Here is a 25,929-nt window from a genome sequence, read left to right on the forward strand (position 1 = left end):
GTTGGTTGCGGTGCCTCAAAAGCTAAACCAGGTTTCGTACTTTGTAAACGGGGTTTCGCATGTCTGATCTCACACCCGGCGAGCTGCGTGCGCTGCCGCTCGGCCGGCTGCTGCTGCACGCGCACCGGCGGGCCCAGGCGGCGTCCCTGGCGAAGCTGCAGTCCCGCGGCCACAGCGAGATCCGCCTCGGCCACCTGCCGGTCATCACCAACCTGGACCCGTCGGGCACCCGCATCACCGACCTGGCGGCGAAGGCGGGCATCACCCGGCAGATGACGGGCCGCCTGGTCAAGGAGCTCGAGGTGCTCGGCTACGTGTCCAGCCGTCAGGACCCGAACGACCAGCGGGCCGTGGTGGTCGCCCTCACCGCGCGCGGCACGGCGTTCCTCGCCGACGCCCCGGCCGCGATGTCGGAGGTGGACGACGACTTCGCCGCGCTGCTCGGCGCGGACGAGCTGGCCCGCCTCCGCGACTCGCTGTTGCGCATCAGCACGACCTGAGCCCGGGCCGCGTCGTCGGGGCCGGACGTGGTCGAAGGGCGTCCTCGCCGGAATCGGCGGCGCTGGATCGGGCGGCGCTGGATCGGGCGGCGTCGGATCAGGCGGCGTCGGTGGCGAGCCGGAGCTGGCGCAGGCGCCGGTCGGCGGCGGCCGCGTTGCGGTGCAGCCGGTCGGTCTCCGTGCTGAGCAGGTCGCGGCCCGGGACGGTGAGCCGGTAGTAGCGGCGCAGCCGGGATGCGACGATCTCCTCCCGGTCGACCTCGATGAGCCCGTCGACGCGGAGCCGGTCGAGGATGCCGTACAGCGTGCCGGCCTGCAGGCGGACGCGGTCGTCGGAGATGCGCCGCACGTCCTCCAGCACGCTGTAGCCGTGCTGGGGCTCGGCCGCGAGCGCGGTCAGCACGAGGAACGTCGGTTCACGTAACGGTACGCCAGTCATGTCCATCACTATATTCAACTCATCGGTATATACCATCGACCGATCGGTCAGCCGATGGTCGGGGTGATGTTCGTCAGGCCGCCGGTCGCGTTGCGCACGGTGTTGGAGGTGTAGACGATGTTGAGGTTGCCGGCGCACTTGGACGTCGAGGTCACGTTGACCGCGTACCGGCCGGCGCCGCCGAGGTCGGAGACGTTGTCCCGCCACACGTTGCCGCAGCCCGAGCCCGCGACCGGGTTGTGTGTCTCGTACCCGTTGGCGAACGTCCCCGGCGCCGCGAACGTGCCGGTGTTGCCCTGGATGAGGTACCCGGTGCCCTTCACGTCGACCCACGAGTCGGCGGAGTTCTGCCCGGCGATGCCGCGCCCGTCGAACGTGTTGCCGCGGATGACGCCGTCGACGGTGCCCTCCTTGACGTCGATGTGCTCGGCCGCCACGTACGGGCCGATGCGGTTGTCCAGCACCTGCACCCGGTCGGAGCGGTCGACGCCGCCGCTGTTGCCGTGGCAGGCCCAGTTCGAGTTGGCGGAGCCGAGATAGACGCCCTCGCCGTACGCGGGCTGGGCGGTGCCGGTGTACTCGATCGTCGAGTTGCGGATCACACCGTCCGAAGAGGACCGTCTGAAGTGGACACCCTCGTCGCCGGTGTGGTGCACGTACAGGCCGTCGATGGTCACGTGCGGCGAGTCGTCCAGGACGACACCCTTCTTGGAGTCGGCGACGGTGAACCCGGTGAGGTTCCAGTACGCCGCGCCGGCGAGCCAGAACCCGTAGCCGGGGTCCCAGCCGGGCGTCGGCACCGGGCACGACGGGCCGCTGCCGGCGCCGGTGGGGTTGGTCAGGATCGCGGTCCGCGGGCCGGTGACGGTGATCGGCGCGGCGGCGGTGCCCGGGGTCGTGCCGATGAACGAGCCGTCGTAGACGCCGGGTGCCAGCCGGATGGTCTGGCCGGGCCGCGCCGCCGCCAGGGCGGCCTGCAGCTGCGCGGCGGTCGACACGTCCACAGTGGACCCGTTCGGTGGCGGCGTCGACGGTACCGGTGACGACGGCGCGGACGGGGAGGGTGCGGGTGAGGACGGCGCCGGCGAGGACGGCGCGGGCGACGACGGCCGGGCCGAGGTCGGTGACGGCGCGGGACCGCCCGCGCACGGCGCGCCGTTGACGGTGCAGTTGACCGGCGTGCCGGTGCCGCTGACGTTGAAGCCGAAGCGGACCGACGCGCCCGCCGCGACGGCGCCGTTCCACGAGGCGTTGGCGAAGCGGTGGTGCTGCCCGGTGCTGGTCCGCGCCGACTCCCACGAGCTGCTCACGGTCGAGCCGGCCGGCAGGTCGAACTCCACGACCCAGCCGCCGGTCGCCGCGTCGCCCCGGTTGGTGATCGTGAACTCGGCGCCGTACCCGCTGCTCCACACGGAGGTCTGCGCGAACGCGGCGGTCAGCGACGCCGCCGCCGCGGCCGCGGTGAGGGGCGCGACCAGCAGGATCGCCGCGCCGGCGGTCCCGGCCAGCAGTAACGTGCGCGAGATCCGCATCGACCAGCCTCTTTCGCGTCGCGGCGTCCGTTGGCTGATTAGTTAACAGTCTTTACAACTCTTGGTCAATGCCTCTCACGCCGTGGAGCGCTACCAACACGCAACGGAGTCGCTCCGTCGCGGGCTCAGAAGGTGAGCGCCAGGTTCACCAGCGTGGCCGCGCACGCGTGGACCTGGTCGATCGACACCCGCTCGTCGGGGCAGTGGCCGTAGCCGACGCCGGGGCCGTACTGCACGGTCGGGATCCCGCCGATGTTGGTCAGCAGCCGCAGGTCGGATCCGTACGGCGCGCCGACCACCGCCGGCGCCGGGCCGCCGTGCATGCCGGTGTGCGCGTCGAGGACCCGGCGGACCAGGTCGGTGCCGTCGGGGCAGCGGCCGGAGGCGAACTGCCCGCCCCACCACTCGACCGTCACCGGGTGCTCCTTGAGCCACGGGTCGCCGGCGCACGCCTCCGCGACCGTCTGCTCGAACGCGGCGCGGGCCTGCTCGACCGGCTCGTCGAGGGCCACCCCGAACCGCCCCTCGGCGACCAGCAGGTCGGGGACCGTCGAGGCCCAGTCGCCGGCCCGCACGGTGCCGATCTCCAAGGGGTACGCGATGTCCCAGCGACCCATCATGGGATCCACGGTGCGGTTGCGCGACGCCTCCAGGGCCCGCAGCACGGGGAAGATGAGCTGGAACTTCTCCACGGCGCTGACGCCGCTGGTTCGTGCGCAGGCGTGCGCGGCCAGCCCCGGCACGCGCAGCCGGAACGTGAGCGCGCCGCCGTTGGCGGCCAGGACGTCCAGCGCGGTCGGCTCGGTGATCACGCAGGCGTCGGCGCGCCAGCCGCGCTCCAGGGTCGCGTACGTGCCGAGGCCACCGTCCTCCTCGCCGACGACGGCGGCGAGCAGCACGTCGCCGGGCAGCCGGGTGCCGCTGCGGTGCAGCGCGAGCAGGGCGGCGAGGGCCGCGACGAAGCCACCCTTCATGTCGCAGGCGCCCCGCCCGTACACGTGGCCGTCCTCGATCTTGCCCGAGAACGGGTCGTCGGACCAGGTCGACAGGTCGCCGGGCGGCACCACGTCCAGGTGGCCGTTGAGCATGAGGGTGCGGCCGCCGCCGGTGCCGGGCAGCCGCGCGACGAGCCCCCAGGCCTCGGTGCGCTCGACCTCCATGCCGGGGAAGTCGGGGCGGGCGGTGAGGTCGGCGAGGGGGATCGGCCACAGGTCGGTCTCGACGCCCTCGCCGGAGAGCAGCCCGGCGACGTGCCGCACGATGTCGGCCTCCGCTTGGGTGCCCCCCACACTGGGTACGCGGATCAGGTCGACGAGGGTGCTGACGGTTTCGTCGCGGGAGCTGAGGAGAGCGTTGTGGACGTCCATCCGGGCAATGTATGTCGTTGACGCTGCTGACGTACAACATCCTGACCGGCGCGGACCAGGGCAGGCTGGACGCGGTGTGCGCGGTCGTCGATGCCGCCGCGCCCGACGTCGCGGCGGTGCAGGAGCTGCGCGGCGACCCTCCGCTGGCGCGGTGCACCGGCATGCGGCTGCACGTGGCGCCGCCGCGCACCGGGCAGCCCGTCGGCCTGCTGGTCGCGCCGCACCTGCGGGTCCTGCGGCAGGGCGCGGTGCCGGGGCCGTTCCATCACGGCGCGGCGTGGGTGGAGGTGGCGACCGCGGCGGGACCGCTGACGCTGGTCAGCGTGCACCTGTTCCCGTACTGGGGGCTGGTCCGCCTGTACGAGGCCCGGCGGCTGGCGGCGTTCGCGGCGCGGCGCGAGCGGGTCGTGCTGATGGGGGACTTCAACTCCCTCGACCCGTGGACGCCCTACGCCGAGGTGCAGCGGCGGCACCGGCGCTGGTTCGGCCGGGGCGGCCCGGACACGCGGGCGATGGCGTTGCTGGCCCGCCGCGGCCTGGTCGACGTGTTCCGCCGGGTCGGCACGGGAGAGGGCTGGACGGTGCCGACCGCGCTCGGCGGCGCGGAGTTCGTCCGCTCGCGGCTGGACTACGTCCTGGCGTCGCCGGCGGTGGCCGGGGACTTCACGGCGTGCCGCGTCCTGGACGGCGCCGCGACTGCGTCCGCGTCTGACCACTTTCCGGTGGTGGCGACACTCGCAGTGCCGGACCCCGCGGGTCGATCTGCTCCCTGAACGGCGGCCTGCGGTGCCCGCCGAGCGGCGGGTTGGCCACCCAACGGATCATGGGACCCTGCCCCGGCGCCGGCAGCCAGCCCAGGAACCGGGCCCAGAGCTGGTCGGCGCCGAGCTGACGCAGGTCCTCGGCGGCGTCGGCGACCCGCAGCGCCATCATGGTGCGCAGCTCGGCGGGGCTGTCGCCGTGCTCCGCGAGAAGCTGGTCGCGTTTCGCGGCGCACGGCCAGGGCTCGCGACATCCCGTGCACAGCCACGTGGGCCGGGCCGGGATGTGCGCGATCGTCACCCCAGACTCCCGGGCCGGGCGAGCTCGAGGCGTCGCAGGGCGTACACGAGCACCGAGTTGCGGGCGGAGACGTACTGGTCGCAGGGCCACGGCTGGTGGCAGTCGCGGCACTGCTCGGCACGGTGGAGTTTCGCGGCCAGCCAGCTCTTGGGTCGGGGCTGGTGGCGGCGGCGCTGGCGGACGAGCTCTTTGAGGTCCATCGCGGGGGGATCCTTGTCAGGTCGCCGATGTGGGGTGGGCGGGCTTGCCGAGGCGGAGCGATGCGTGCAGGACGTGCTGGTGCGTCACCAGGTGGGGGCGGCGGCGCTGGGTGTGGTGCTTGGCGCGGTACATGGCGGCGTCGGCCCGGTGCACCGCATCGGCGAGGTGCGCGCCGGGCTCGACCGGGACGAGCCCGACCGACGTGCTGACCGACACCACCTGGCCGCACAGCCGCATCGGCGCGGCCAGCTGGTCGGCGAGGCTGGCGGCCTGCTCGTCGGGCTCCCCGTCGCGCCCGGCGATGAGACCGGCGAACTCGTCGCCGCCGAGCCTGGCCACCACGCCCCGCCCCGCGCACGCGGAGAAGCGGCGCGCGATGGTCACCAGGACCTCGTCGCCGGCGGAGTGGCCGTAGGCGTCGTTGATCTGTTTGAAGCCGTCGACGTCGAGCACGACGGCGACCAGGGGGTAAGCGTGCGGATCGGCGACGAGCTCGGCGCCGCGCTGGTAGAAGGCGCGCCGGTTGGGCAGCCCCGTCAGCGCGTCATGGCTGGCGGCGTGGCGCTCCGCGGTGAGCTGCCGCTGCAGCTGGGCCACCCGCCGCTGCTGGATCCAGGCCGCGCACGCTCCAGCCGCCGCGGCCGCACCGGCCAGGAAGGCGAGAGGGTCCATGCGCGCGTCCTCCAAGATCGCAGCTGGGGAAGCCACCCGATCATTTGGGAGCGAACGTCCGGTTTCGGTCACCAATTGTGAGCGTCCCCGCACATTCGCACATGCGCTAGCATGCGCGTTATCGGCTGCATACGCAAGAGCCGATGCACGTGCAGACGCCGATTCTCGGCAAACTTTCAACCACATGTTGCAGAGAGATGTCCATGGAGCAGACGTACAACGGGATGCCGGCCGGCGACCTGCCGGATGTGCACTGGCAGAAGAGCAGCCGCAGCAACCCCAGCGGCAACTGCGTCGAGCTGGCCCCTCTACCCGGCGGGGCCGGATTCGCGATGCGCAACTCGCGCGACCCCGAGGGGCCCGCGCTCATCTACACCTACGACGAGATCGCGGCCTTCATCGCCGGGGCCCGGGACGGCGACTTCGACAACCTGCTGCATCGCGACCGCTGAGGGCGTGGGCTCGTTTGTCGCGATACCGCCGGATCGACGCGAGCCCACTCCCGCTTACTGTCGGCTCATGGCATGCTTACTCCGGCTCGCGCTGGAGCGACGGAGGCATGTCCAGGAACTCGGAGGCAGTAGGTGACGACCGGAACCCCTGAAGGCGGCGCGTCCGGAGGCCCCACGGTCCTCCGGATGCTGCTGGGCGCCCACCTGCGCCGGCTCCGCGAGGCGCAGGGCGTGACCCGTGAGGACGCGGGTTGGGAGATCCGCTCGTCCGAATCGAAGATCAGCCGCATGGAGCTCGGCCGCGTCGGTTTCAAGGAGCGCGACGTCGCCGACCTGCTCACCCTCTACGGCCTGGACGACGAAGAGGAACGCACACGGCTGCTCGCCCTGGCCCGCGACGCGAACAACCCCGGCTGGTGGCACCGCTTCGGCGACGTGCTGCCCAACTGGTTCCAGTCCTACCTCGGCCTCGAGGCCGCCGCGGCCCTCATCCGCACCTACGAGGTGCAGTTCGTGCCCGGCCTGCTGCAGACCAAGGAGTACGCCCGCGCCGTCGTCCTGCTCGGCCACGGCCGCGCCAAGTCCGACGAGATCGACCGCCGCGTCGAGCTGCGCATGGCCCGCCAGCAGGTGCTGACCCGCCCCGACGCGCCGAAGCTGTGGGTCGTCGTCGACGAGGCGGCGCTGCGCCGGCCGATCGGCGGCATCGACATCATGCGCGGCCAGGTCGACGCCCTCCTGGAGGCCAACACCCTGCCCAACGTGCGGCTGCAGGTCATTCCGTTCAACGCGGGCGGCCACGCCGCGGCCGGCGGCGCGTTCACCATCCTGCGCTTCCCCGACCAGGACCTGCCCGACGTCGTCTACATCGAGCAGCTCACCAGCGCGCTGTATCTCGACAAGCGCGACGACGTCGACCTGTACGCCGAAGCCATGGAACGCCTGTGCGTCGAGGCCCGCCCGCCGACGGAGACGCAGAAGGTCCTCGAGGAGATCCGCCGCGACCTGGAGTCTTGACCGTCGCGGCACTTCGGTCCCTCTGGACCTCGGCACCATCACGGACGTCGTCACCCGCCCGCGGCACGTCGCGGAGCACCACGCGTGGGCGCGTGAGGTGCTGGGGGTGGCACGAACTCGCGGTGCGACCTACGCAACAACAGGCCTGAATCGGTTTGCGGCCCTGCCTGACGGGCACGAGATGGAGGAACGCGCAAGTCAAGGGTTCGGAGGAACGCATGAGTGGCGTGACCGAAACCATCGATGTCCACGTGCCCGTGCGCACCGCATACGACCAGTGGACGCAGTTCGAGTCGTTCCCGCGGTTCATGAGCGGCGTCGAATCGATCCGCCAGGTCGATGACCGGCGCACGCACTGGGTGACGAAGGTCGGCGGCGTCCGGCGCGAGTTCGACGCCGAGATCACCGAGCAGCACCCGGACGAGCGGATCGCGTGGAAGAGCGTCGGCGGCGACACCAGGCACGCCGGCGTCGTCACCTTCCACCGCCTCGGCGACCAGGACACCCGGGTCACCGTCCAGCTCGACTGGCAGCCCTCAGGCCTCGTCGAGAAGGCCGGCGCCGCCGCCGGCGTCGACGAGCTGCAGGTGAAGGCGGACACGAAGCGCTTCAAGGAGTTCATCGAGGAGCGCGGCACCGAGTCCGGCCAGTGGCGCGGCGACATCCAGCGCCCGGGTCTGTAGGTCTTCTCGTGGAACGCCGCCCCTTCGCGTAGGGGGCGGCGTTCCCGTGTTTTCAGGAGGTTTTCCCGTGATGCTGCGCGCCCTCGTGCTGAGCTGCTCACTGCGTAGGTCCCCGTCCCCGTCCAGCTCTGAACTGCTCGGCCGGGAGGTCCTCACCGCCCTGTCCGACCACGACGTCGACGGCACCGTCATCCGCGTCGCGGACCACGACGTGCGCTTCGGCGTCTCCGCCGACGAGGGCCCCGGCGACGCCTGGCCCGGCATCCGTGCCCAGCTGCTGGACGCCCACATCCTCGTCGTGGCCACCCCGATCTGGATGGGCCAGCCGTCCTCGGTCTGCAAGATGGTCCTTGAACGCCTCGACGCCGAACTGACCACCGGCACCATGCGCGGCAAGGTCGCCGCGGTCGCCGTCGTCGGCAACGAGGACGGCGCGCACCATGTCACCGCCGAGGTCCTGCAGGCCCTCAACGACGTCGGCTTCACCGTCCCGGCCGCGGCGTCCACGTACTGGGTCGGCGAGGCCATGGGCAAGGTCGACTACAAGGACGCCGGCCCGAAGCCCGACACGACGGCCGCCGCGACGCTCACCCTGGCCGCCAACGCCGCCCACCTGGCCCGGCTGCTCGAGTCCGCCCCGTACCAGTAAGGCCTTTTCTCCGGCCACTGCCGGCAGGCTAGGCTACTGACGGTGATGGCATCGAAGATCAATTTCTATGGCTAGAGTAGCGTAGGGATGGACGGTCCGCCCGCTACGACGGAGCCGTGCTGGGACTGGTGATCGGGTCCTGGGGTTGCCGGAGGCGGCGGTTGTCGCAGCACCACGACATGCCGCGACTCGCCCGTGCGGGCACGCCGGCCCTGCGCGCAAAGTCGCGACTCGCCCGTGCGGGCACGCCGGCCCTGCGCGCAAAGGCCGCCGGTCGGTGGTGGTGGACATCAGCGCAAGGCGTGTTCGATGCGGTCCAGCGCGTCGTTCCGCGGTGTCGCCCGGTCCAGCAGGTTCGACTGTTGCGCGGCCAGGATGCCCGCGAGCACCGGCGTCTCCGCCTTCTCGATCTCGCGGTCCGCGGCCTCCGCGGCGGCGACCGCGATCAGTGCCGCCTGCCGGCCCGGCAGTGCCTGCCAGGTCGGCAGGAGCGTGTGGTTGATGGCGTCGTCGTACCACGGGGGCACGGTGGGCGGGGGCAGCTCGCCGGAGCGCCAGCGGTGCACCAGGGTCTGCGCCCAGCGGTCCCAGAACGCCAGCTGGGCAAGCACCGTGGCCACGCTCCAGCTGGGAGTGACCGGCCGGTCGAGGTCGTCGTCGCCGAGGGATTCGATGAGGGTGGTCAGGCGGTGCCGCGCGGCGGCGTTCTCGTCCAGGGGTACACGCTCCACCTGCTCAACGGTAAGTGCGGTGATGCCGGTCCGCACGGCGAGCGGCGGGGGAGAGCACGGCGAGCGGCGGGGGAGAACGCGGCGGGCGTCAGGGGAGAGCTACGGCCGATTTCCGCCAGCCACGGCGGGGTGCGGTGGGCCAGGATCGGGGCATGTTCACAGTGCACGCGATCGACCCCGGCATCCTGGAATCGGTGCGGGGCAAGGGAACCGACGTCTCCGGCCACCCGGTCGAGCGGTCCGTCGCCACGGGCGGCGAGCCGCTGCGGTGCTGCCTGCGGGACGCGGTCGAGGGGGAGGCGCTGATCCTGTTCGGGTACGAACCGGTGCTGCCGCCCAGCCCGTACCGGGAGATCGGCGCGGTCTTCGCGCACGCCGAGCGGTGTGCCGGGCCGGCGGGGACCGGCTACCCGCAGGACTGGCGGAGGCGGCCCCAGGTGCTGCGGGCCTACGACGCGCGGGGCTGGATCCACCCGGCGACGCGGGTGCACGACGGCTCCGATCCCGAGGGGGCGTTGGAGTCGGTACTGCGGGAGCCCGCCGTCGTGCGCGTCGACTCCCGCAACATCGCGTACGGCTGCTTCATGTTCACCGCGACCCGCTGAGCCGCGACCCGCTGAGCCGGGCCTTGCTGAGCCGGGCCTTGCTGAGCCGGGCCTGCCGACTGCCCCGGACCCGACTTCATGACCAACCCGACAGGTTTTATCGGGAAATCGTATCGAAACATTGACGCGCGTGCAGGCGTCGTGATCTGATCCCGACCCAGAGGATTTCTCACATTCGATGGGATCGAGGAAACCGCCGTGTCCGTGTTCCGTCGTACCGCCCTCGCGGTGGCCGGCGTGCTGGCCGCCACCAGCGCGGCGGTCGTGCCCGCGCTGCCCGCCGCGGCCGCGCTGCCGACCGCCGCCGTCGCCATCGGCGACAGCTTCATCAGCGGTGAAGGCGCCGGCAGCTACCAGCCGGTCGTCGACGCCAACGGCGTCGCCCAGTCGTTCCCCGGCTGGTCCGCCCCGAACAGCAACGCCTTCTTCTGCCACCGCTCCGCCAACGCCTCGCTGCACCAGGCGTCGCTGCCCGGCATCCAGGCGCGCTTCAACCTGGCGTGCTCCGGCGGCCGCCCGCACGACATCGCGAACCCGTCCGGCGCCCGCGACAAGGGCCGCACCGTCGCCGCGCAGCTCGCCCAGCTCCGCGCCGTCGCGCAGACCCACGACATCGACCTGGTCCTGGTCGGCCTCGGCTCCAACAACAGCTCGTTCACCTTCGGCGACGTCGCCGAGAAGTGCGCGAACCGGTTCATCGCCGACGCGTGGACCGGCTGGTGGGAGTTCTGGGCGTACCTCAACGGCCCGGTGGAGCAGGAGCCCTGCACCGCCGCCGACCTCGCCACCGCGGCGCAGGTCGCGGCCGCGACCGCCGAGACGACCGCCGCCGTGCGGCAGCTGCTGACGACCCTCGACCAGATCGACGCCGACGGCCGGCACCGGGTCGTGTTCCAGGACTACACCAACCCGCTGCCGTTCGACCTCGAACAGAGCTACTGGGAGGAGGACGGCCGGCAGGACGACCGGGACAAGTTCCGTGACCTCGGCGCCGAGCGGTACGCCGCGGGCTGCCCGATCCACCGCGCCAGCCTCGCCCCCGGCCACGGCTTCTCGCAGAGCCTCGGCACGATCGTGCGCTCCACCCGCGACACGCTCGCCGCCGAGTTCCCCGGTGCCGACCTGGTGTACCTCAACGTCCAGCGCGCGTTCGACGGCGCCCGGCTGTGCGAGCGCGCCGGCAGCCCGGCCAACGCCCTCGCCACCCCGATCCGCCTGCAGGACGGCCCCTCCGGCGTGTTCGTGACCAGCCTCGCCGGCAAGGACAAGATCGCCATCCAGCGGATCGCGAACACCTGCGTGTCGTACTTCCAGACCTGCCAGGAGTCGTGGCACCCGAACGCCGCGGGGCACGCCGTGCTCGGCAAGTGCCTGGCCGGCGCGGCGGCCACCGCGGCCCGCAACGTCACCTGCACCCGCCAGACCGACGGCACCATCGTCACCGCCTGATAGCACCATCGCCACCGCCTGACAGCACCGTGTGGCCGCTCCCGGACCCACCTCGGGGGCGGCCCGCCGGCACCGCTACCGGCGCAGGGTCCGCTCGTAGCAGACCGACAGCGTCGAGCCGGCGTACCCGCCGAACAGCGGGATCCGGTGGTACCCCTCGCGCTCGTAGAAGCGTTGCGCGTCCGGCTGTTCGGTGCCGGTCTCCAGGCGCAGCGTGGTCCAGCCCCGGGCCAGCGCGGCGTCCTCCAGCGCGCGCAGGATCGCGGTCGCGGCGCCGGTGCCGCGGGCCGGGGGCACCACGTACATCCGCTTGATCTCCGCCGCGGACGCCTCCAAGCGGCGCAGGGCCCCGCAGCCGACCGTGGCGCCGTCGGCGTCGCTGACCGCGACCAGGAACACGTCGATGTCCCCGGCGCTCGGGGCGGCGCCGGGCTCGTGGTCGTCGCTGCCGTACCGGGCGTCGAGCTCGGCCCGCTGGGCGGCGCGCAGGGCGGCGCCCGCCGGGTCGTCCCAGGCACGCGCCTCGATGGTCCAGTCCGTCATCGTCGTACCCTCCTGTCGGAACAGGCGTTACCGTAACAGTTGTTACGAGCCGGAGGGGTGAGACGAGTGCCACGCCAGGAGCAGGGGGAGCTGCTGTCCAGGGCCGTCTGGGACGTGCTCGCGCAGCAGGGCCTCGAACGGCTCACCATCAGGGCCGTCGCGGCCGCTGCCGGCTGCACCACCGGGCTCGTCATGCACCGCTTCCCGAACCGGCGGGCGCTGCTGCGCCACGCCCGGCAGCTGCTGCACGAGACGACCCGGGCCCGCGTCGAGGCCCTGGAGGCCGCGGCCGGCTCGCCCCGGGCGGCGCTGCGCGCCGTGCTGCACCAGGGCCTCGCCCTCGACCCGCAGACCACCGCGGAAAGCACCGTGTGGGTCGGGTTCCTGGCCGCCGCCGTCGCCGACGAGGACCTCATCGCCATGCACCGCGCCGGCAACCGGGCCTGGCGGGCCAGGGTCGGCCGGCTCGTCGCCGTCGCCGGGCCGCGGCAGGACCCGGGGACCGTCGCCGACGCGCTCATCGCCATGGTCGAGGGCGCGGCCGCGTTCGCCGCCGCCGACCCGGAGGCCTATCCGCCGCCGGTACAGGTGAAGATGCTCGACCTCACCCTCGGTGCCTTCGGCCTCACCCCCGAGGGTGGGACCGCAAGCCCCGAGGGTGGGGCGGCGCCGGACCGGCCGGGCGTTGCGCCAGGCAAGGCGTCACCGGGTGGGTGAGGCAAAGATCACCGGACCGCCGGTACCGCATGATCCCTGGTGGCACGCGTGGCCATCTACCCCAAATGTCCGGCGGCGGCGGGCTCCCCGGACGGGTAGCGGGGCCCGCGCGGGGAGTGATTCACGCTGTACGATTCGTCGGTTACTCAGCGAGCCAAGCATGTCGAGCGGGGATGTTGTGATCATCGGAGCGATCCGACGCGGTCGCCTGCGCGCGGTCGCGCCGCCGGTCGCCCCGGCACGCCGTCCGCTGGCCGCGCGGGCGGTCCTGCGCACCGGCGCGCTGTCCTTCGGCGCTCTCGTCGTGCTCGGCCTCAGCCGCCTCGTCCACGGCTCGCTGGTCAGCCACGCCACCGGCCCGCAGGCATACGGCGTGATCGGCTCCCTGATCGGCATCACCTACGTCGCGGGCCTGTTCGTCCCCGCCGGGCTGGCCAGCGCGATGGCGAAGTTCGTCGCCCACAACCGCGGCCGCGCCGACCCCGCCGCGGCCGAGGCGGTGCACCTGCTGCTGCGCCGCATCTGCGACGCGAGCGCGGTCGTGCTCGGCGTGCTGTCCGCGGTCGCCGCCCGGCTGCTGTTCCCCGTCTCGCTCGCCGACGCCGTCGCCGTCGGCCTGCTCGCCGCGGCGTTCTGCGCCTACAGCGTCGACAAGGCCGCGTTCTACGGGTTCGACCGGGTCGCCCGGTACAGCCGCCTGGAGGTCGCCGGATCCGGTCTGGCGATCCTCGCCACGGTCGTGGTGATCGTCGCCGGCTGGACCGTGTACCTGCTGCCGCTCGCCCTCGGCTACGCCGTCGTCGTCGCCGGTGCCCGGCTCACCCGCCTGCCGGACACCCCGCGCGGCGGCGCCCCGCTGCCGCCCGTACCCGCCGCCCACCGCCGCGAGGTCCTCGCCTTCGCCGGGCTCGCCGCGCTCGGCGCAGGGTCCGCCGCCGGTCTCCTGCAGGGCCTGCCCCTGCTGGCCAGCGCGTTCGCCGCGGGGCCGGACGTCGGGTACCTCGTGACCTCCGTGACGCTGGTGTCGCCGCTGTACCTGCTGCCGCGGGTCCTCGGCCTCGCGCTCTTCCCGGCGATGTCGCACGCGCAGGGCGAGGGCGACGCGACCGCGGTGCGCCGCAGCACCGACCTGTCGATGCGGGGCACCGTCGTCGTCCTCGCGGCGCCGCTCGCCGCCGCGCTGCCGCTCGCCCAGCCGCTGCTGCGCCTGTACGGTGGCGACGCGTTCGTCGCCGGCGCGCCCGAGCTGCGGTTCATGCTCGTCGCGACGTACGTGTCGGTCCTCGCGACGGGCCCGGTCAACGCGCTGTCCAGCGGATCGCTGCGCGACTCCCTGCGACCCGTCGGCTACGCGGTGGCCGGCTGCGTCGCCGGCCTGCTGCTCGCCGCGCCGCTGGGCCGGGCGTACGGCGGCGCCGGGGTCGCCGTCGCCTACCTGGCGGCGATGCTCGTCACCACCGGCGGGCCCGTCGCCTCCGCGTGGCGGCGCTGGCACATGCCGTGGACCGGCACCCTGGTGCGCGGCACGCTCGTCGTGGCGGCCGCCGCGGCGCTCGCCGTCGCCGGGGACACCGTCGACGTCGCGGGCCCGGCCCGGCTCGTGACCCAGCTGGCCGCGGCCCTCGTGGCCGGAGGGCTCGCCGTGATCGTGTTCGCCCAGGACGGTAGGTTGCTGCTCACCAGGATGGACGAAGGCAACGCATGAACGACACGACACGCACGGTGAGCCCGCGCGACCGGTGGGTCCGGCCCGTCGACCTCGCACTGTGGGTGCTGCTGGCCGCGCTGCTGCTGCTCGTGCTGTCCGAGGCGTGGCTCAACGGGGTGCTGCTGGAGACCCCGTCGGCGACCTACGGCACGGTGCCGCCGACGACCTGGCCGCGGGTGCTGAAGAACGCCCTGTACCTGGCGCTGCTCGCGACCACCGCGCTCAAGTTCACGCTCTCCCGCCGCTGGCGCAGCCTGCTCACCGGCGCCGACGCCGCGCTCGTCGTGCTCGCCGTCGTGCTGGTGCTGGCCGGGCTCGCCTCCGACTCGCCGCTGCCGCTCATCGCCAAGGGCATGTTCGTCTACCTGCGCGGCGCCATCGTCTTCTACGCCTGGCGGGCGCTGCGCCCCAGCCCCGCCGCCGTGCGCCGGCTCCTGCTGGCGCTCACCCCCGTCGTCGCCGTGCACGTGCTGGCCGCCATCGCCCAGTTCGCGTTCGGTTGGCCCGCGTACTCGATGCTCGGCTGGACCGACACCACCTGGTTCAGCATCAACCGGGCACAGGGCGTCTTCCGCCACCCCAACGACGTCGGCCACCTCATCGCGCTCGCGCTGCTCGGCCTGGCCGCCTACCTCGCCGTGCGGCCCCGCCGCCGGCTGCTGCTGTGGGGCGCGGTCCTCGTCCTCGGGCTCGCCCTGGCCGCCAGCCAGTCCCGCGAGTCGATGCTCGCCGTGATGGCCGGCCTCGTCGTCGTCGGGCTCGTCAACCGGGTCCGCATCGCGCCGGTCGCCGGGGTCGCCTTCGTCGTGGTCGCCACGGCCGCGCTGCCGCTGCTGGTCACCCCCAGCAACCGCGCCGAGTGGAACCGCCGCTTCGCCGGCGTCGTCAACGCGGTCGAGGCCCCGAGCGGCTACCGCGAGGGCGAGCAGCCCGCCCCCGCGCCCTCCTGCGACAAGCCCGAAGGGTGCGAGGCGGAGCCCGTCCCGCCGCCCGCCGAGCGCGAGATCCGCATCCTGTACGCGCGGCAGGCGGCCAAACTGTGGGTGCACCGCCCGCTGCTCGGCTACGGCACCGGACAGTTCGGCGGCTACGTGGCGTACCAGAACAACCCCCACTGGAACGAGGACCCCCGCTTCGGGCCTGGCGGGTTCAATCTGCACGGCTTCTACACCGAGACGGTCGACTCGTTCTGGATCCACCTCGGCGTGGAGACCGGGGCGCTCGGCGCGCTGGCGTACCTGGCGTGGCTGTACCTGCTGTGCCGCCCACTGCTGCGCCAGGCCCGCCGCCGCCGCGACCCCGCGGCCGCCCGGCAGGCCCGCCGCGCCCCGCCGGCCGTCTATGCGTGGGCCGCCGGCTCCGTCGCCGCCGGCGTCCTCATCGCGTTCCTGGCCATCGCGCTGGAGGACCCGCTCTTCCCGGCGCTGCTGTTCACCGTCCTCGGCATCGCCTGGGCGCTCGGCGTGCCCGAGGCCGGCCGCGGCAGGACCCGCGCACCCGGCGAGCCCCTGCGCATCGGCATGGTCATCATCAGCGAGTACGAGGCGAACGCCCGGGTCCGCCGGGAGGCCGAGGCCCTCGCCGCCCGCGGCGACGACGTCACCGTGCTCGCCCTGGACCGCCCCGGCGCGCCGCGGGTCGAGATGATCGACGGCGTGCGGGTCGTGCACCTGCGGGTGCGCAAGTACCGCGGCGACTCGACCCTCGCCTACGTCCAGCTCTATGGCGCCTTCATCATCGCCGCCACCTGGTGGCTGGTGCGCCGCCCCCGCGCCTTCGACCTGGTGCACGCGCACACCATGCCGGAGGCCGTCGTCTTCACCGCCGTCGCGCAGAAGCTCGCCGGCGTGCCGGTCCTGCTCGACGTGCACGACCTCACGTATCAGCTGTTCGCCTCGAAGTTCCGCGACCGGGGCCTCATCATGCGCGGCATCAAGCTGTCGACCCGCGCCGCCCTCGCCTTCGCCGACGAGGTCCTCACCGTCCACGAGCCCTACGCCGACACCGTACGCGGCCTCACCAGCCGCCGGATCACGATCGTGCTCAACAGCGCCGACGAGCGCCTGTTCCCGCCGCGCGCGTACCGCACCCCGCCGCCGGACCAGGTCGTCTTCAGCTACCACGGCCTCATCGCCCCCCGCCACGGCCTGGACAACCTCGTCGAGGCCCTGGCCGCACTGCGCCAGGACGTGCCGACCGCCCGCCTGCAGATCCTCGGCAGCGGCGACGGCCTCACCCCGCTGCGCGCCCGCGTCGCCGACCTGGGCCTGCACGACGCCGTCACGCTCCCCGACGGCGTCGTGCCGATCACCGCCGTCCCGCCCGCCCTGGAGCACGTCACCTGCGGCGTCGTCCCGAGCCGCCTCGACCCGTGGACCAACGAGGTCCTGCCGACGAAGCTCCTCGAGTACGCCAGCCTCGGCATCCCCGTCATCACCTTCCGCAACCACGTGATCGCCCGCTACTTCCCCGATGACGCCGTCACCTACGTCGACCCCGCCACCCCCGAGACCCTCCTCGCCGCGATGCGCCTGCTCGCCACCGACCCAGCACTGGCCGCCACCCGAGCCACCCGCGCCAGCGCCGTGATGGCCGACCTGTGCTGGAGCTCCCAGCGCCAGGTGTTCCTGACCCTGATCGACCGGATGACAGGCAACGCTCCTGCTGCGGCCCCGGACGCCCCGACGACCGGCGCTCAGATCCCGTCCCCCCGCCCGGCGTCGCCGTCTGGGCCTGCGTCTGAGCCGTCGACCTCGGAGCCCACACTGGTCCCGGCACAACGCACCCGCCCAACCCACGACCCCGCCCCCGCAAGCGAAAACCTCTGACCCTTTCCCGGCACCGCCTTCACGCGCTGACAGCCGCCGGCCAGCGGCCCATCGGCCCTGCCGCGCGGCGCACCGCGCCCCCGGCCAAGACCGACGCGGGCCCGCCCACGGTGGTGGCCGCTGAGCCGTGCTCAGTCGGGAGAGGGGTCTGCAGGGCGGCCGTTGGGCATGGCGGGTCGTGCCGACACGATGCGGCGAGGTCGGCGTCGCGGCGTGCAAGCGCCACCGGTGTGCCAGCGCTACCGGTGTGCCAGCGCTACCGGTGTGCCAGCGCTACCGGTGTGCCAGCGCTACCGGTGTGCCAGCGCTCGCCGCCTGTGGCGCCGCGAGCCTTGGGCCTGCGCGTGGCGCGCCTGTGGGTGACGCCGCCGCCGTCGTTGCCCTCGCCGTCGTTGCCGCCTCTGACCACTCCGGGCACCACGTTCACGCGCAGGCACCTGTTGACCAGCAGCGCCCCGAGCCGGCCGCGCGGCGCGGCGGTTGGGCACAGCAGGTCGTGCTGGCACTGGTGCGGCGAGGATACGGCGCCGCGTGCAGAGCGCCACCGCGGCGTGCAGAGCCCCACCGGGATGCCAGCGCTCGCATGCCACGGACCGTTGCCGGAGGGCGGACCTGCTCAAGGACAGGCAGGAGCCCACCGGGTGCGTGCCGCACATCGGCAAACCCTGACCGCGCCAATGCAGCCCTCAGCGCGGCGCCTCGTTGCCTCCCTCCGTGCGTTCCGTCGAGCGGTCAGCAGTTCCCCACCCGGCCACGGCGTGGCCCGGCAGGGGTCAGCGCGCTGGGGGAGGCGATCGAGCGGCGCGTCGTGATCGAAGCCGACCGAACCCGACAGACCGCCCCCGCCGCGAAGGCCAATCGCTCACGTCGCGGCGGTGCAGTGCGGCATGGACAAGGCGCAGCCTCCGTCGACCTGACCCCGCAATCGCCGGGTGGGTCCTCGCGGGAGCGCGCGGTGCTGATTTCGGTGCCGACCGGACCGGTGTCGTTGCTGGCTGGGACGGCGCGGTTGATGGAGGAGCGTCTGCCAGAGTTCGTGGTTCGGAGATGTCGTCCACTTGGTCACGTGGCCCGGGGCGGGCGCCGTCAGCAGCGACGCAGGGCGGTGCAGCGTCGATCGCCGCCGCGGCAACCGTCTCGGCCGCCGCCGAACCCGCCCCCGCCGAGGCACTGGTCCCGGCTGCGGCATCGGTCCCCGCGGCACTGGTCCCGGTTGCTGCAGTCGGCCCGGTTGCTGCAGTGGGCCCTGTTGCCACACCCAGCCTGGTTGCTGCAGTCGGCCCGGTTGCCGCAGTCGGCTCTGTCGCAGCATCAGGCCCCGTTGCGGCAGTCGGCCCGGTTGGTGCGTCCAGCTCCGCCAGCAGGCGGGCGTTGCGCAGCCGGGTCAGTTTCGTCGCGTGCCGGGCTGCCAGTCCGTGCGCGCGGGCCGCGGCGAACTCCGCTCGCATCAGCGCCTTCGCCGCGAGCCGGCGCTCCCGCTCGGCGGACAGCGCGGCGAACCGAGCCTCCCAGCCGCTCAGCCCGGCGGCTGAATCTGTTGCGTCCAAAGCAAAACACGGTCGTGGCACGTGCCGCCTCCCCCCGGTAGGCGCTACCCCTCAATTCTCGAGGCCGCACACCCCCGTGTCCAGCGCGATAACCCTCCGCGACCCCGCCGACACGAAGAGCGCGACCGCGCCGAAGGACGCGGCCGCGCCGACACGAAGAGCGCGACCGCGCCGAAAGGCGCGGCCGCGCCGAAAAGGGCGGCACCGTCAGAGGCGTGCGAGAGGCTCCGCGGGGTTCAGGACACGGCGGTAGTGGGCGATGATCTGGCGGCCGATGACGGTCCAGTCGAGCCACGCGTTCGCCTCGCGGCCGTTGGAGCGGGTACCCGCCTCGAACACCTCGACGCAGCGCGCCACCAGACCCTCCACCAGCTGGGCGCGGGTCTCCGGGGTGCCCCACGGCTCGGGGAACTCCACGACCGCCGACGGGTGCACGCCGTCGAGGACCTCGGCCACGTCGCCGACGTCGGTGGTGACGACCGGCAGGTTGATCGCGGTGGCCTCCTTCACGACGGTGGGGGAGCCCTCGTACCCCTTGCGCGAGGTGAACAGGAGCACGTCGGCGGCCAGGAACTTGGGCACGATGCCCTCGCGGGTCTGGCCGGGCTCGGCGAGGACCAGCTCGCGGACGGGCCAGCCGCGGCGGGTCAGCTCGGCGAGCACGTCGGTGAACACGTCGTGGCCCTTCACCCAGTTGCCGGGTACGGCGCCGAACAGCACGACCTTCTCGTGCTCCGCGAAGCCGAGTGCGGCCCGGGGCGCCTGGCGGTCGGCGGGGCGCAGCAGGTCGAAGTCGACGCCGTTGGGGATGACCTCGCCGTCGGGGTCCTTGGCGGCCACGGCCATGCGGCGGGAGACGTACACCTTGTCGGCGACCCCGCCCCAGCCCAGCTTGGTGATCCAGCGCTGCCAGTGCCAGTTGACGTCGTGGCCGTACAGGTTGAGGATGCGCGGCACGCCGCCGATGAACCGGGTCGCGACGCCGGTCATGCCGTGGTGGACGTGCACCAGGTCGTAGCGGCCGGCGCGGACGAGGCGGCGGATGCGGGGCGCGGCGAGCAGGTAGTCACGCCGGCCACGGGCCTGCGCGACGATCTCGACGTCGGCGTGGACGCCGAGCGCGCGCAGCGCCTCGACCTGCTCCTTGACGAAGATGCCGCGGAAGCTGTCGCCCTCCGGCCACATGTTGGTGACGTGCAGCACGCGCAGCCCGGCGCCCGGCAGGTCGGTCACTGTCGCTCCTCCAGATCGGGGCTCACCGGCCGGGTGCCTCGGTGAGCACCTGCCGGATCTGCCCGTACGCGGTCTTCGGCCGGAACGCGTCGTCGAACAGGCACGCGTTGCCCCAGCCAGGGTAGGCGGGCGGGATCCACGAGTACGCGTCGGTGAACCCCCACACGGTCACCGACACGCAGCGCGGGACGGCGAGGCAGTCCCGCAGGACACCGGCGTACACGACGGCCTGCCCGGAACGGGACGCATCGGTCGCCGCGCCCGCGCTGCGCACGTCGAGCTCGGTGATCGCCACCTCGACGCCCAGGTCGGCGAAGCGGCGCAGGTTGTCCCGCAGCGTCTTCGGCGGCGTGTCAATGGTCACATGCGTCTGGAAGCCCACCCCGTCGACCGGGACGCCGTCCGCGCGCAGTTTGGCGACCATCGCGTACAGGGCGTCGCTCTTGCGGTTGAGGTTCTCCACCCCGAAGTCGTTGATGTACAGCTTTGCCTGCGGGTCCGCCTCGTGCGCCCAGCGCAGGGCGTCGGCGATGTAGCCGGGGCCGAGCGCGTCGAGCCACAAGGACCTGCGCAGCTGCCCTGAGGTGTCCGCCAACGGTTCGTTGACGACGTCCCAGGTCCCGATGCGGCCACGGTATCGCCCAACGGTCGCCTGGATGTGGCTTCGCAGCAGCTCACGCAGTTGGTCGGGGCTGAACGTGCCCTTCTCCAGCCAGGCCGGCAGCGCCATGTGCCACACAAGGGTGTGACCGCGCACCGCCATGCCGTTGGCCTCGGCGAACCCGATCAGCGCGTCGGCGCCCGACCAGTCGAACTGCCCCTGGACCGGCTGCAGCAGATCCCACTTGAGCTGGCTCTCCGCCGTGACGCTGCCGAACTCGTGGGTCAGCGTGGTGCGGTAGCGCCAGTCGCGTTCGAACGGCCCCGGCTGTACCGCCGTGCCGATGGCGAGATGCCAGGGCTTCGCCAGCTGCTGCAGCCCGCCACCGACGCCCGCGACGGCGGTCGGGGAGTGCCGGACCGGCTGGCCGGCCGTCGGCCGGTCGGACCACGACCAGAGCGCGGACGCGCCGCCGATCGTTGCGAGCAGGACCGTGACGCAGGTCCAGACCCTGGCGAGCGGATGCATCGCCAGCCTGCGCACTGCCCCCGTCTCCACCGCCAAGCTGCCCCGATCGTTATAGACGTCCGTATGGCACCCTAGCCGAGGAGGCTGAGAGCCGGGGGCCGGGCGCGTGGCGGCACGCCGCCTCCGCGGTGCTGTACCGTGCCGTGGGCTGCGTCGACGCCGGGTCAGGATCTCGGTGTGGTGCCCTGGCTTCGATGCCGCACAATGCATGTGGAGCGGGACGTCTTGGAGGACGGGGATGCAACCATCGGAGCAGGGCGGCGCGTTGTTCCGACCGTTGTCATTGATCCATCGCAACACGGCGTATGAGGTCTGGCACGCGGTGTCGCCGGCCGGGCGGCCTGCGGTGCTGGTCGGGCTGCCCACCGCGATCGCGGGGTACAAGCCGGCCCGCGACGCGTTCGCCGCCGCCGTCAACTGGGCTCTGCACGGGCCGTACGCGACGATCGAGGTCCTCGGCCACGACGGCTACGGCGCCGTGCCGTGGATCGCCATCCTGCCCGAGGCGCGGGTCGTGTCGGCCAACGCGTTCGTGCAGTACCTGGTGTCGATCGAGCCGCCGACGCAGCCGATGACGCCGCCTGCTCAGGTTCCGCCGCCTGCTCAGGTCCCGCCGTTCGCGGGGCAGCAGCAGCCTGTGGCACCGGGACAGCCCGTGGTGCCCGCGCAGCCTGTTGTGCCCTGGCAGCAGCAGCCTTTTGTGCCGGCGCAGTGGACCGGGACGCAGCAGCCGCCCGCGTCCTCGCCGCCGGTGTCCGGGCCACCCGTTTCGATGCCGCCGGTGTCTGGTCCGCCGGTCTCGATGCCGTCGGTGTCGGCGCCGCCCGCGTCCGCGCCGCCGGTGTCCGGGCCGCCCGTGTACACGCCGCCGGTGTCCGGGCCTCCCGTGTCGATGCCGTCGGTGTCGGCGCCGCCCGCGTCTGGGCCGCCCGTGTCGATGCCGCCGGTGTCTGGTCCGCCGGTGTCTGGTCCGCCGGTTTCCATGCCGTCGGTGTCGGCGCCGCCGGTGTCCGGGCCTCCCGTGTCGATGCCGACCGCGTCGGCGGCGCAGGCGCCGGTCACGCCGCACTGGCCGGTGGTCGAGACGCCGCCGGTGTCCGCGCCTCCGGTTTCTGCCGCGCCGCCGGTGTCCGCGCCTCCGGTCTCCGCCGCGCCGGTGGCGTCGGTGTCGCCGCCGCCCGTGTCGGCCGCTCCGGCGCCGGCCGCGGCCGAGGCGGCGCCCGCCGATGTCTGGCCGGCCGTCGAGCCGGGGCCCGGCGCGCCGTGGGCGCCACCGCCGCCGCGGGAGCCGTCCGGGTGGACCCAGGTGACCGCGTCGGCACAGCAGCAGCCGGCCGGCACCGCCGCTGCGGCGGGGCAGGAGCCGGTGGTGCCGTCGACGCCCGAGACGGTGCAGGCGGTGTACGTCCCCGGCAACCCCGTGGCGCGCCAGGTACCGCCGTCGACGTCGTGGCCGTCCTGGGACGAGCCCAGCCCTCCCGTTGACGACGCGGTGGAGGTACCGCCGCTGCCGCAGCCCGGCGAGTGGCCTTCGCAGCAGCATGGGCGCCGCGGCGCCGGGCGCACCGTGGCCTACGTCGCGGCGGCCGTGGTGCTGCTGCTCCTGGTCGGCGGCGGCGTGACGTGGCTGGTGCTGAACAACAACGACAAGGGCACGCCGACCGTCGCGGCCTCCAGCGGTCCGGCGAGCCCGAGCCCGTCGCCGTCGCCGACCGAGGAGCTGCCGGTGTTCAACACCTCGGCCGCGCCGGTCACCGTGCTCGGCGGCACCTGGCAGCCGGCGGACCAGACCAAGACGTGGAACTTCGGCAACTGGCCGTTCGCGTTCCGGACGCCGGCGGACGCCACCTGCGAGTTCTGGGTCGGCGAGCCGAACTACAAGGCCCACAACTGCAACCGCGGCGTCAACCCGGCACACACCGTGATGGCGATCGTCGTGCGGCGCTGCGCGAACCAGTGCGATGCGGCCGAGCAGGCGCAGCTCGAGACGATGACGCCGTGGAAGCCCGACGTGACGCTCACCACGAAGGACCCCGTGACCAGGTTCGGCAACGTGGACTACGGCGACGGGCGGCAGCAGTTCACGATGGTCCACTTCTTCGGCAAATCCGCCGGTGCGCCGCTGGAGTGGGTGGTCATCTTCCAGGGCAACTCGCCGACCAAGGATCACGAGCTGGTGCTCAAGACCGCCAACGACATCCGGTCCCAGACCCCGTGAGTTTCCGGCGGGCCGTGCGGTCGCGCCGCCCGCTATAGACTCCGCCGCATGACCACGGCCAACGATGCGGCGACGGCCGGCGGCGGCCCCGACGACAGCGGGTCGACGCCGGCCGTCACCGACGACCGGAAGGCGCCGGCGGGCGAGATCACAGCCGCCACCGCGCCGGCCACCGACCCCGAGGCCGCCCCGGACACCGCCGCCGAGCCTGAGCAACCGGCCGCCGCCACGGAAGCAGCCGCAGAAGCAGCCGCAGAAGCAGCCGCAGAAGCAGACGTAGACGCAGAAGCCGAGGCAGAAGCGGCAGACACGGACCCCGATCCCGACCCCGATCCCGAAGACAAAGCCGACGCCGACGACAAAGCCGACGACAAAGCCGACGACAAAGCCGACGACAAGGCCGACGACAAGGCCGAAGAAGAAGCCGAAGACGAAGGCAAAAAAGAAGGCGAAGCCGAAGAGCCCGCCACCCCTCCGCGCCGCCGCCGGCGCTGGCTGCGCGTCCTCACCGTCACGGCCGTCGTGCTCGTCGTCCTCGCTGGCGCCGTGGTCGGTGCCGCCGCGCTCCTCGTGCGCCGGTACGACAGCAGCGTCCACCAGGAGCCCCTCCTCGGCGCGGCCGCCGTGCCGGCGCCGACGGTCAAGCAGGAGGACGGCCGCGCGCGCATCGAGGGCCCGCTCAACATCCTGCTGGTCGGCATCGACGAGCAGGACGACGACCCGGGCGCCGGCGCGCGCTCCGACTCGATCATCGTCCTGCACGTCAACGCTGACCACTCGAAGGCGTACCTGCTGTCGATCCCGCGCGACACCAGGGTGCAGCTGCCGGCGTACCCGAAGAGCCGCTACGCCGGCGGCATGGACAAGATCAACGCGGCATTCTCGGTCGGCTGGCGCAACGGCGGCGGGCGCGGCGGCGGGTTCGAGCTGCTCAGCCTCGCCACGCAGCGGCTGACCGGGCTGAGCTTCAACGCCGGCGCCATCGTCAACTTCCAGGGCCTCACCGCCGTGGTCGACGCGGTCGGCGGGGTCGACATGTGCGTCGACGAGGAAGTGACGTCCATCCACGTGGGCTGGGACGCGCAGGGCAACCGGAAGGTGCCGTACATCCTGATGGCCCCCGACTTCGCGCACGCGGAGAAGCAACCCGGGGTGCGGGCGCAGGTGTACCACGTCGGCTGCCAGCACTTCAACGGCTGGCAGGCCCTGGACTACGTGCGGCAGCGGGAGCTGATCCCGGACGGCGACTACGGCCGGCAGCGCCACCAGCAGCAGCTGCTGTCCGCCCTGGCGGGCAAGCTCACCGCGTCGGGCATGCTGAGCGACCCGCTGGGCACCGACCGCGCGCTGCGGGCGCTGGGCAACTCGGTGACGTTCGACGGCAACAACGTCTCCCTGCTCGACTGGATCTTCACGCTCAAGGGCCTGCGCCCGTCGAACCTGACGATGCTCAAGACCAACGGCGGCAAGTTCACCACCGAGATGATCGGCGGCAGGTCCTACGAGGCGACGTCCGAGACGAGCCTGGAGATGTACGCCGCGGCGAAGAACGACACCCTGGACGCCTTCGTCGCCGCCCACCCGGACTGGGTCAGCACGTGAAGGTCCTCATCGTCGGCGGCGCCGGGTACATCGGCAGCAGCATCGCCTCGGCCTGCCTCGACGACGGGATCACCCCGATCATCCTGGACAACCTGAGCACCGGGGTCGAGGCGTTCCTGGCCGGCCGCGAGTCCTACATCGGGGACATGGCCAACCAGGTCCTGCTGGACAAGGTGTTCCAGGACCATCCGGACATCGCGGTCACGATCCACTGTGGGGCGCTCATCGTCGTGCCGGACTCGGTGCGTGAGCCGCTGCGGTACTACCGGGAAAACGTCGGCAAGTCGGTCGAACTCGTCGACGGCCTGGTCCGCAACGGCTGCCGCCGCATCATCTTCAGCTCCACCGCAGCCGTCTACGGCCAGACCGCCTCCCTCGTCGTCGACGAGTCGCTGCCGGCCGCGCCGAGCAGCCCGTACGGGCGCACCAAGGCGATGCTCGAGGACATCCTCAGCGACAGCGCCGAGGCGTTCGGCCTGGGCGTGCTGGCGCTGCGGTACTTCAACCCGATCGGCGCCGACCCGCAGCTGCGCACCGGCCTGCAGACCCGGCGCCCGACGCACCTGCTCGGCCGCCTCATCGAGGCCGCCGAGACCGGTACGCCCCTCACCGTCACCGGCGTGGACTGGCCCACCCGCGACGGCACCGGCATCCGCGACTACGTCCACGTCTGGGACCTGGCCCGTGCCCACGTCGCCGCGGTCCGGGCCTTCGACGCCGTGTGCCCCCCGGGCAGCTTCGTCGCCGCCAACCTCGGCTCCGGCGCCGGCTGCACCGTCCTGGAGATGGTCGAGGCCTTCGCCGAGGTCAGCGGCGTCCGGGTACCCGTCGAGCGGGCTCCCCGCCGCAACGGCGACGTCCCGGGTGGCTACGCCCGCTGGGACCGGGCCCACGACCTGTTCGGCTGGCGCCCCACCCTGACCCTGCGCGACGGCATCCGCGACGCCTTGCGCTGGATCGAGGCCCGCCCCTCCGTCCTGGGAGATTGAAGCCGTCTCGGGAGATTGCAGCTGTCCCGGGGGATCGAAGCCGTCCTGGGGGATTG

General features: G+C 72.9%; 23 protein-coding genes and 1 pseudogene. 14 read left to right on the plus strand and 10 right to left on the minus strand.

The genetic code is table 11. From position 1 onward, the window contains the following. Positions 1 to 59: 59 nt before the first annotated feature. Positions 60 to 500, plus strand: a complete 441-nt coding sequence (locus AB0H83_RS17445; protein ID WP_360094184.1) for a MarR family transcriptional regulator — start codon at positions 60 to 62, stop codon at positions 498 to 500. Positions 501 to 597: 97 nt separating this feature from the next. On the opposite strand, the gene AB0H83_RS17450 is transcribed toward AB0H83_RS17445, so the two are convergent. The 3 genes from AB0H83_RS17450 to AB0H83_RS17460 all read right to left on the minus strand — a co-directional run bounded on the left by AB0H83_RS17450 (position 598) and on the right by AB0H83_RS17460 (position 3,838). After that, positions 598 to 939, minus strand: a complete 342-nt coding sequence (locus AB0H83_RS17450) for a PadR family transcriptional regulator (RefSeq protein ID WP_360094187.1) — start codon at positions 937 to 939, stop codon at positions 598 to 600. 47 nt (positions 940 to 986) lie between these two features. Further along, positions 987 to 2,471: a cellulose binding domain-containing protein gene (locus AB0H83_RS17455; protein ID WP_360094190.1), complete on the minus strand. Its 1,485-nt coding sequence runs from the start codon at positions 2,469 to 2,471 to the stop codon at positions 987 to 989. Between the two features lie 125 nt (positions 2,472 to 2,596). Then, entirely contained in the window at positions 2,597 to 3,838 is a 1,242-nt protein-coding gene (locus AB0H83_RS17460; protein WP_360094193.1) for an ArgE/DapE family deacylase, read from the minus strand. Between the two features lie 17 nt (positions 3,839 to 3,855). Between AB0H83_RS17460 and AB0H83_RS17465 the strand changes: the two genes are divergently transcribed. Then, positions 3,856 to 4,611, plus strand: coding sequence for an endonuclease/exonuclease/phosphatase family protein (locus AB0H83_RS17465; protein ID WP_360094196.1), 756 nt, complete (start codon positions 3,856 to 3,858; stop codon positions 4,609 to 4,611). Positions 4,612 to 4,896: 285 nt separating this feature from the next. On the opposite strand, the gene AB0H83_RS17470 is transcribed toward AB0H83_RS17465, so the two are convergent. Beyond that, a complete protein-coding gene (locus AB0H83_RS17470; RefSeq protein ID WP_033361121.1) occupies positions 4,897 to 5,100 on the minus strand; it encodes a hypothetical protein in 204 nt (67 codons plus the stop codon). A gap of 16 nt (positions 5,101 to 5,116) precedes the next feature. Continuing rightward, positions 5,117 to 5,773: a GGDEF domain-containing protein gene (locus tag AB0H83_RS17475; RefSeq protein WP_360094199.1), complete on the minus strand. Its 657-nt coding sequence runs from the start codon at positions 5,771 to 5,773 to the stop codon at positions 5,117 to 5,119. Between the two features lie 203 nt (positions 5,774 to 5,976). Between AB0H83_RS17475 and AB0H83_RS17480 the strand changes: the two genes are divergently transcribed. The 4 genes from AB0H83_RS17480 (at position 5,977) to AB0H83_RS17495 (ending at position 8,574) form a co-directional block, all read left to right on the plus strand. Next, the gene (locus AB0H83_RS17480; RefSeq protein WP_360094202.1) at positions 5,977 to 6,225 is read left to right on the plus strand and encodes a DUF397 domain-containing protein; all 249 of its coding nucleotides are present in this window, start codon (positions 5,977 to 5,979) and stop codon (positions 6,223 to 6,225) included. Between the two features lie 186 nt (positions 6,226 to 6,411). After that, positions 6,412 to 7,242, plus strand: a complete 831-nt coding sequence (locus tag AB0H83_RS17485) for a helix-turn-helix transcriptional regulator (protein WP_360094205.1) — start codon at positions 6,412 to 6,414, stop codon at positions 7,240 to 7,242. A gap of 218 nt (positions 7,243 to 7,460) precedes the next feature. After that, a complete protein-coding gene (locus AB0H83_RS17490) occupies positions 7,461 to 7,925 on the plus strand; it encodes an SRPBCC family protein (protein WP_360094208.1) in 465 nt (154 codons plus the stop codon). 70 nt (positions 7,926 to 7,995) lie between these two features. After that, positions 7,996 to 8,574, plus strand: coding sequence for an NAD(P)H-dependent oxidoreductase (locus AB0H83_RS17495; RefSeq protein ID WP_360094314.1), 579 nt, complete (start codon positions 7,996 to 7,998; stop codon positions 8,572 to 8,574). A gap of 290 nt (positions 8,575 to 8,864) precedes the next feature. Here the strand turns inward: AB0H83_RS17495 and AB0H83_RS17500 are convergent, their stop codons facing one another. Continuing rightward, positions 8,865 to 9,305: a hypothetical protein gene (locus tag AB0H83_RS17500; protein WP_360094211.1), complete on the minus strand. Its 441-nt coding sequence runs from the start codon at positions 9,303 to 9,305 to the stop codon at positions 8,865 to 8,867. Between the two features lie 152 nt (positions 9,306 to 9,457). Here AB0H83_RS17500 and AB0H83_RS17505 point away from each other — a divergent pair, with 152 nt between their 5' ends. Beyond that, complete coding sequence (locus AB0H83_RS17505) at positions 9,458 to 9,910, plus strand: DUF1203 domain-containing protein (protein ID WP_360094214.1); 453 nt, start codon at positions 9,458 to 9,460, stop codon at positions 9,908 to 9,910. On the opposite strand, the pseudogene AB0H83_RS17510 reads toward AB0H83_RS17505, so the two are convergent. Then, positions 9,894 to 9,938 (minus strand): annotated as a pseudogene (locus AB0H83_RS17510) (hypothetical protein); the annotation flags it as partial. The gene AB0H83_RS17505 and the pseudogene AB0H83_RS17510 overlap by 17 nt on opposite strands. A 170-nt stretch (positions 9,939 to 10,108) precedes the next feature. On the opposite strand from AB0H83_RS17510, the gene AB0H83_RS17515 reads away from it, so the two are divergent. After that, positions 10,109 to 11,359 (plus strand): hypothetical protein, encoded by a 1,251-nt coding sequence (locus AB0H83_RS17515; protein ID WP_360094217.1) that lies wholly within the window; start codon positions 10,109 to 10,111, stop codon positions 11,357 to 11,359. Between the two features lie 75 nt (positions 11,360 to 11,434). On the opposite strand, the gene AB0H83_RS17520 is transcribed toward AB0H83_RS17515, so the two are convergent. Then, positions 11,435 to 11,902, minus strand: a complete 468-nt coding sequence (locus AB0H83_RS17520; protein ID WP_360094220.1) for a GNAT family N-acetyltransferase — start codon at positions 11,900 to 11,902, stop codon at positions 11,435 to 11,437. 66 nt (positions 11,903 to 11,968) lie between these two features. Between AB0H83_RS17520 and AB0H83_RS17525 the strand changes: the two genes are divergently transcribed. From AB0H83_RS17525 to AB0H83_RS17535, 3 genes are all read left to right on the plus strand, one after another. Continuing rightward, on the plus strand, positions 11,969 to 12,619 hold the full coding sequence (locus tag AB0H83_RS17525; protein WP_360094223.1) for a TetR/AcrR family transcriptional regulator: 651 nt from the start codon (positions 11,969 to 11,971) through the stop codon (positions 12,617 to 12,619). Positions 12,620 to 12,779: 160 nt separating this feature from the next. Further along, a complete protein-coding gene (locus AB0H83_RS17530; protein WP_360094226.1) occupies positions 12,780 to 14,324 on the plus strand; it encodes a hypothetical protein in 1,545 nt (514 codons plus the stop codon). Next, positions 14,321 to 17,155 (plus strand): glycosyltransferase family 4 protein, encoded by a 2,835-nt coding sequence (locus tag AB0H83_RS17535; protein WP_360094229.1) that lies wholly within the window; start codon positions 14,321 to 14,323, stop codon positions 17,153 to 17,155. Before AB0H83_RS17530 ends, AB0H83_RS17535 begins: the two co-directional genes overlap by 4 nt. 1,754 nt (positions 17,156 to 18,909) lie before the next feature. On the opposite strand, the gene AB0H83_RS17540 is transcribed toward AB0H83_RS17535, so the two are convergent. Then, positions 18,910 to 19,935, minus strand: coding sequence for a glycosyltransferase (locus tag AB0H83_RS17540; protein WP_360094232.1), 1,026 nt, complete (start codon positions 19,933 to 19,935; stop codon positions 18,910 to 18,912). Between the two features lie 22 nt (positions 19,936 to 19,957). After that, complete coding sequence (locus AB0H83_RS17545) at positions 19,958 to 21,094, minus strand: endo-1,4-beta-xylanase (protein ID WP_360094235.1); 1,137 nt, start codon at positions 21,092 to 21,094, stop codon at positions 19,958 to 19,960. A 247-nt stretch (positions 21,095 to 21,341) separates the two neighbouring features. On the opposite strand from AB0H83_RS17545, the gene AB0H83_RS17550 reads away from it, so the two are divergent. Genes AB0H83_RS17550 through galE form a run of 3 tightly spaced genes read left to right on the plus strand, consistent with a single transcriptional unit; the run spans position 21,342 to position 25,873 of the window. After that, on the plus strand, positions 21,342 to 23,282 hold the full coding sequence (locus AB0H83_RS17550) for a hypothetical protein (RefSeq protein ID WP_360094238.1): 1,941 nt from the start codon (positions 21,342 to 21,344) through the stop codon (positions 23,280 to 23,282). A 48-nt stretch (positions 23,283 to 23,330) separates the two neighbouring features. Further along, positions 23,331 to 24,884: an LCP family protein gene (locus tag AB0H83_RS17555; protein ID WP_360094241.1), complete on the plus strand. Its 1,554-nt coding sequence runs from the start codon at positions 23,331 to 23,333 to the stop codon at positions 24,882 to 24,884. Then, the gene (gene galE, locus AB0H83_RS17560) at positions 24,881 to 25,873 is read left to right on the plus strand and encodes a UDP-glucose 4-epimerase GalE (RefSeq protein WP_360094243.1); all 993 of its coding nucleotides are present in this window, start codon (positions 24,881 to 24,883) and stop codon (positions 25,871 to 25,873) included. Before AB0H83_RS17555 ends, galE begins: the two co-directional genes overlap by 4 nt. The last annotated feature ends 56 nt before the right edge of the window (positions 25,874 to 25,929 follow it).

Origin of the sequence: Dactylosporangium sp. NPDC050688, from assembly GCF_040654515.1 — a bacterium.
GTDB lineage: Bacteria > Actinomycetota > Actinomycetes > Mycobacteriales > Micromonosporaceae > Dactylosporangium.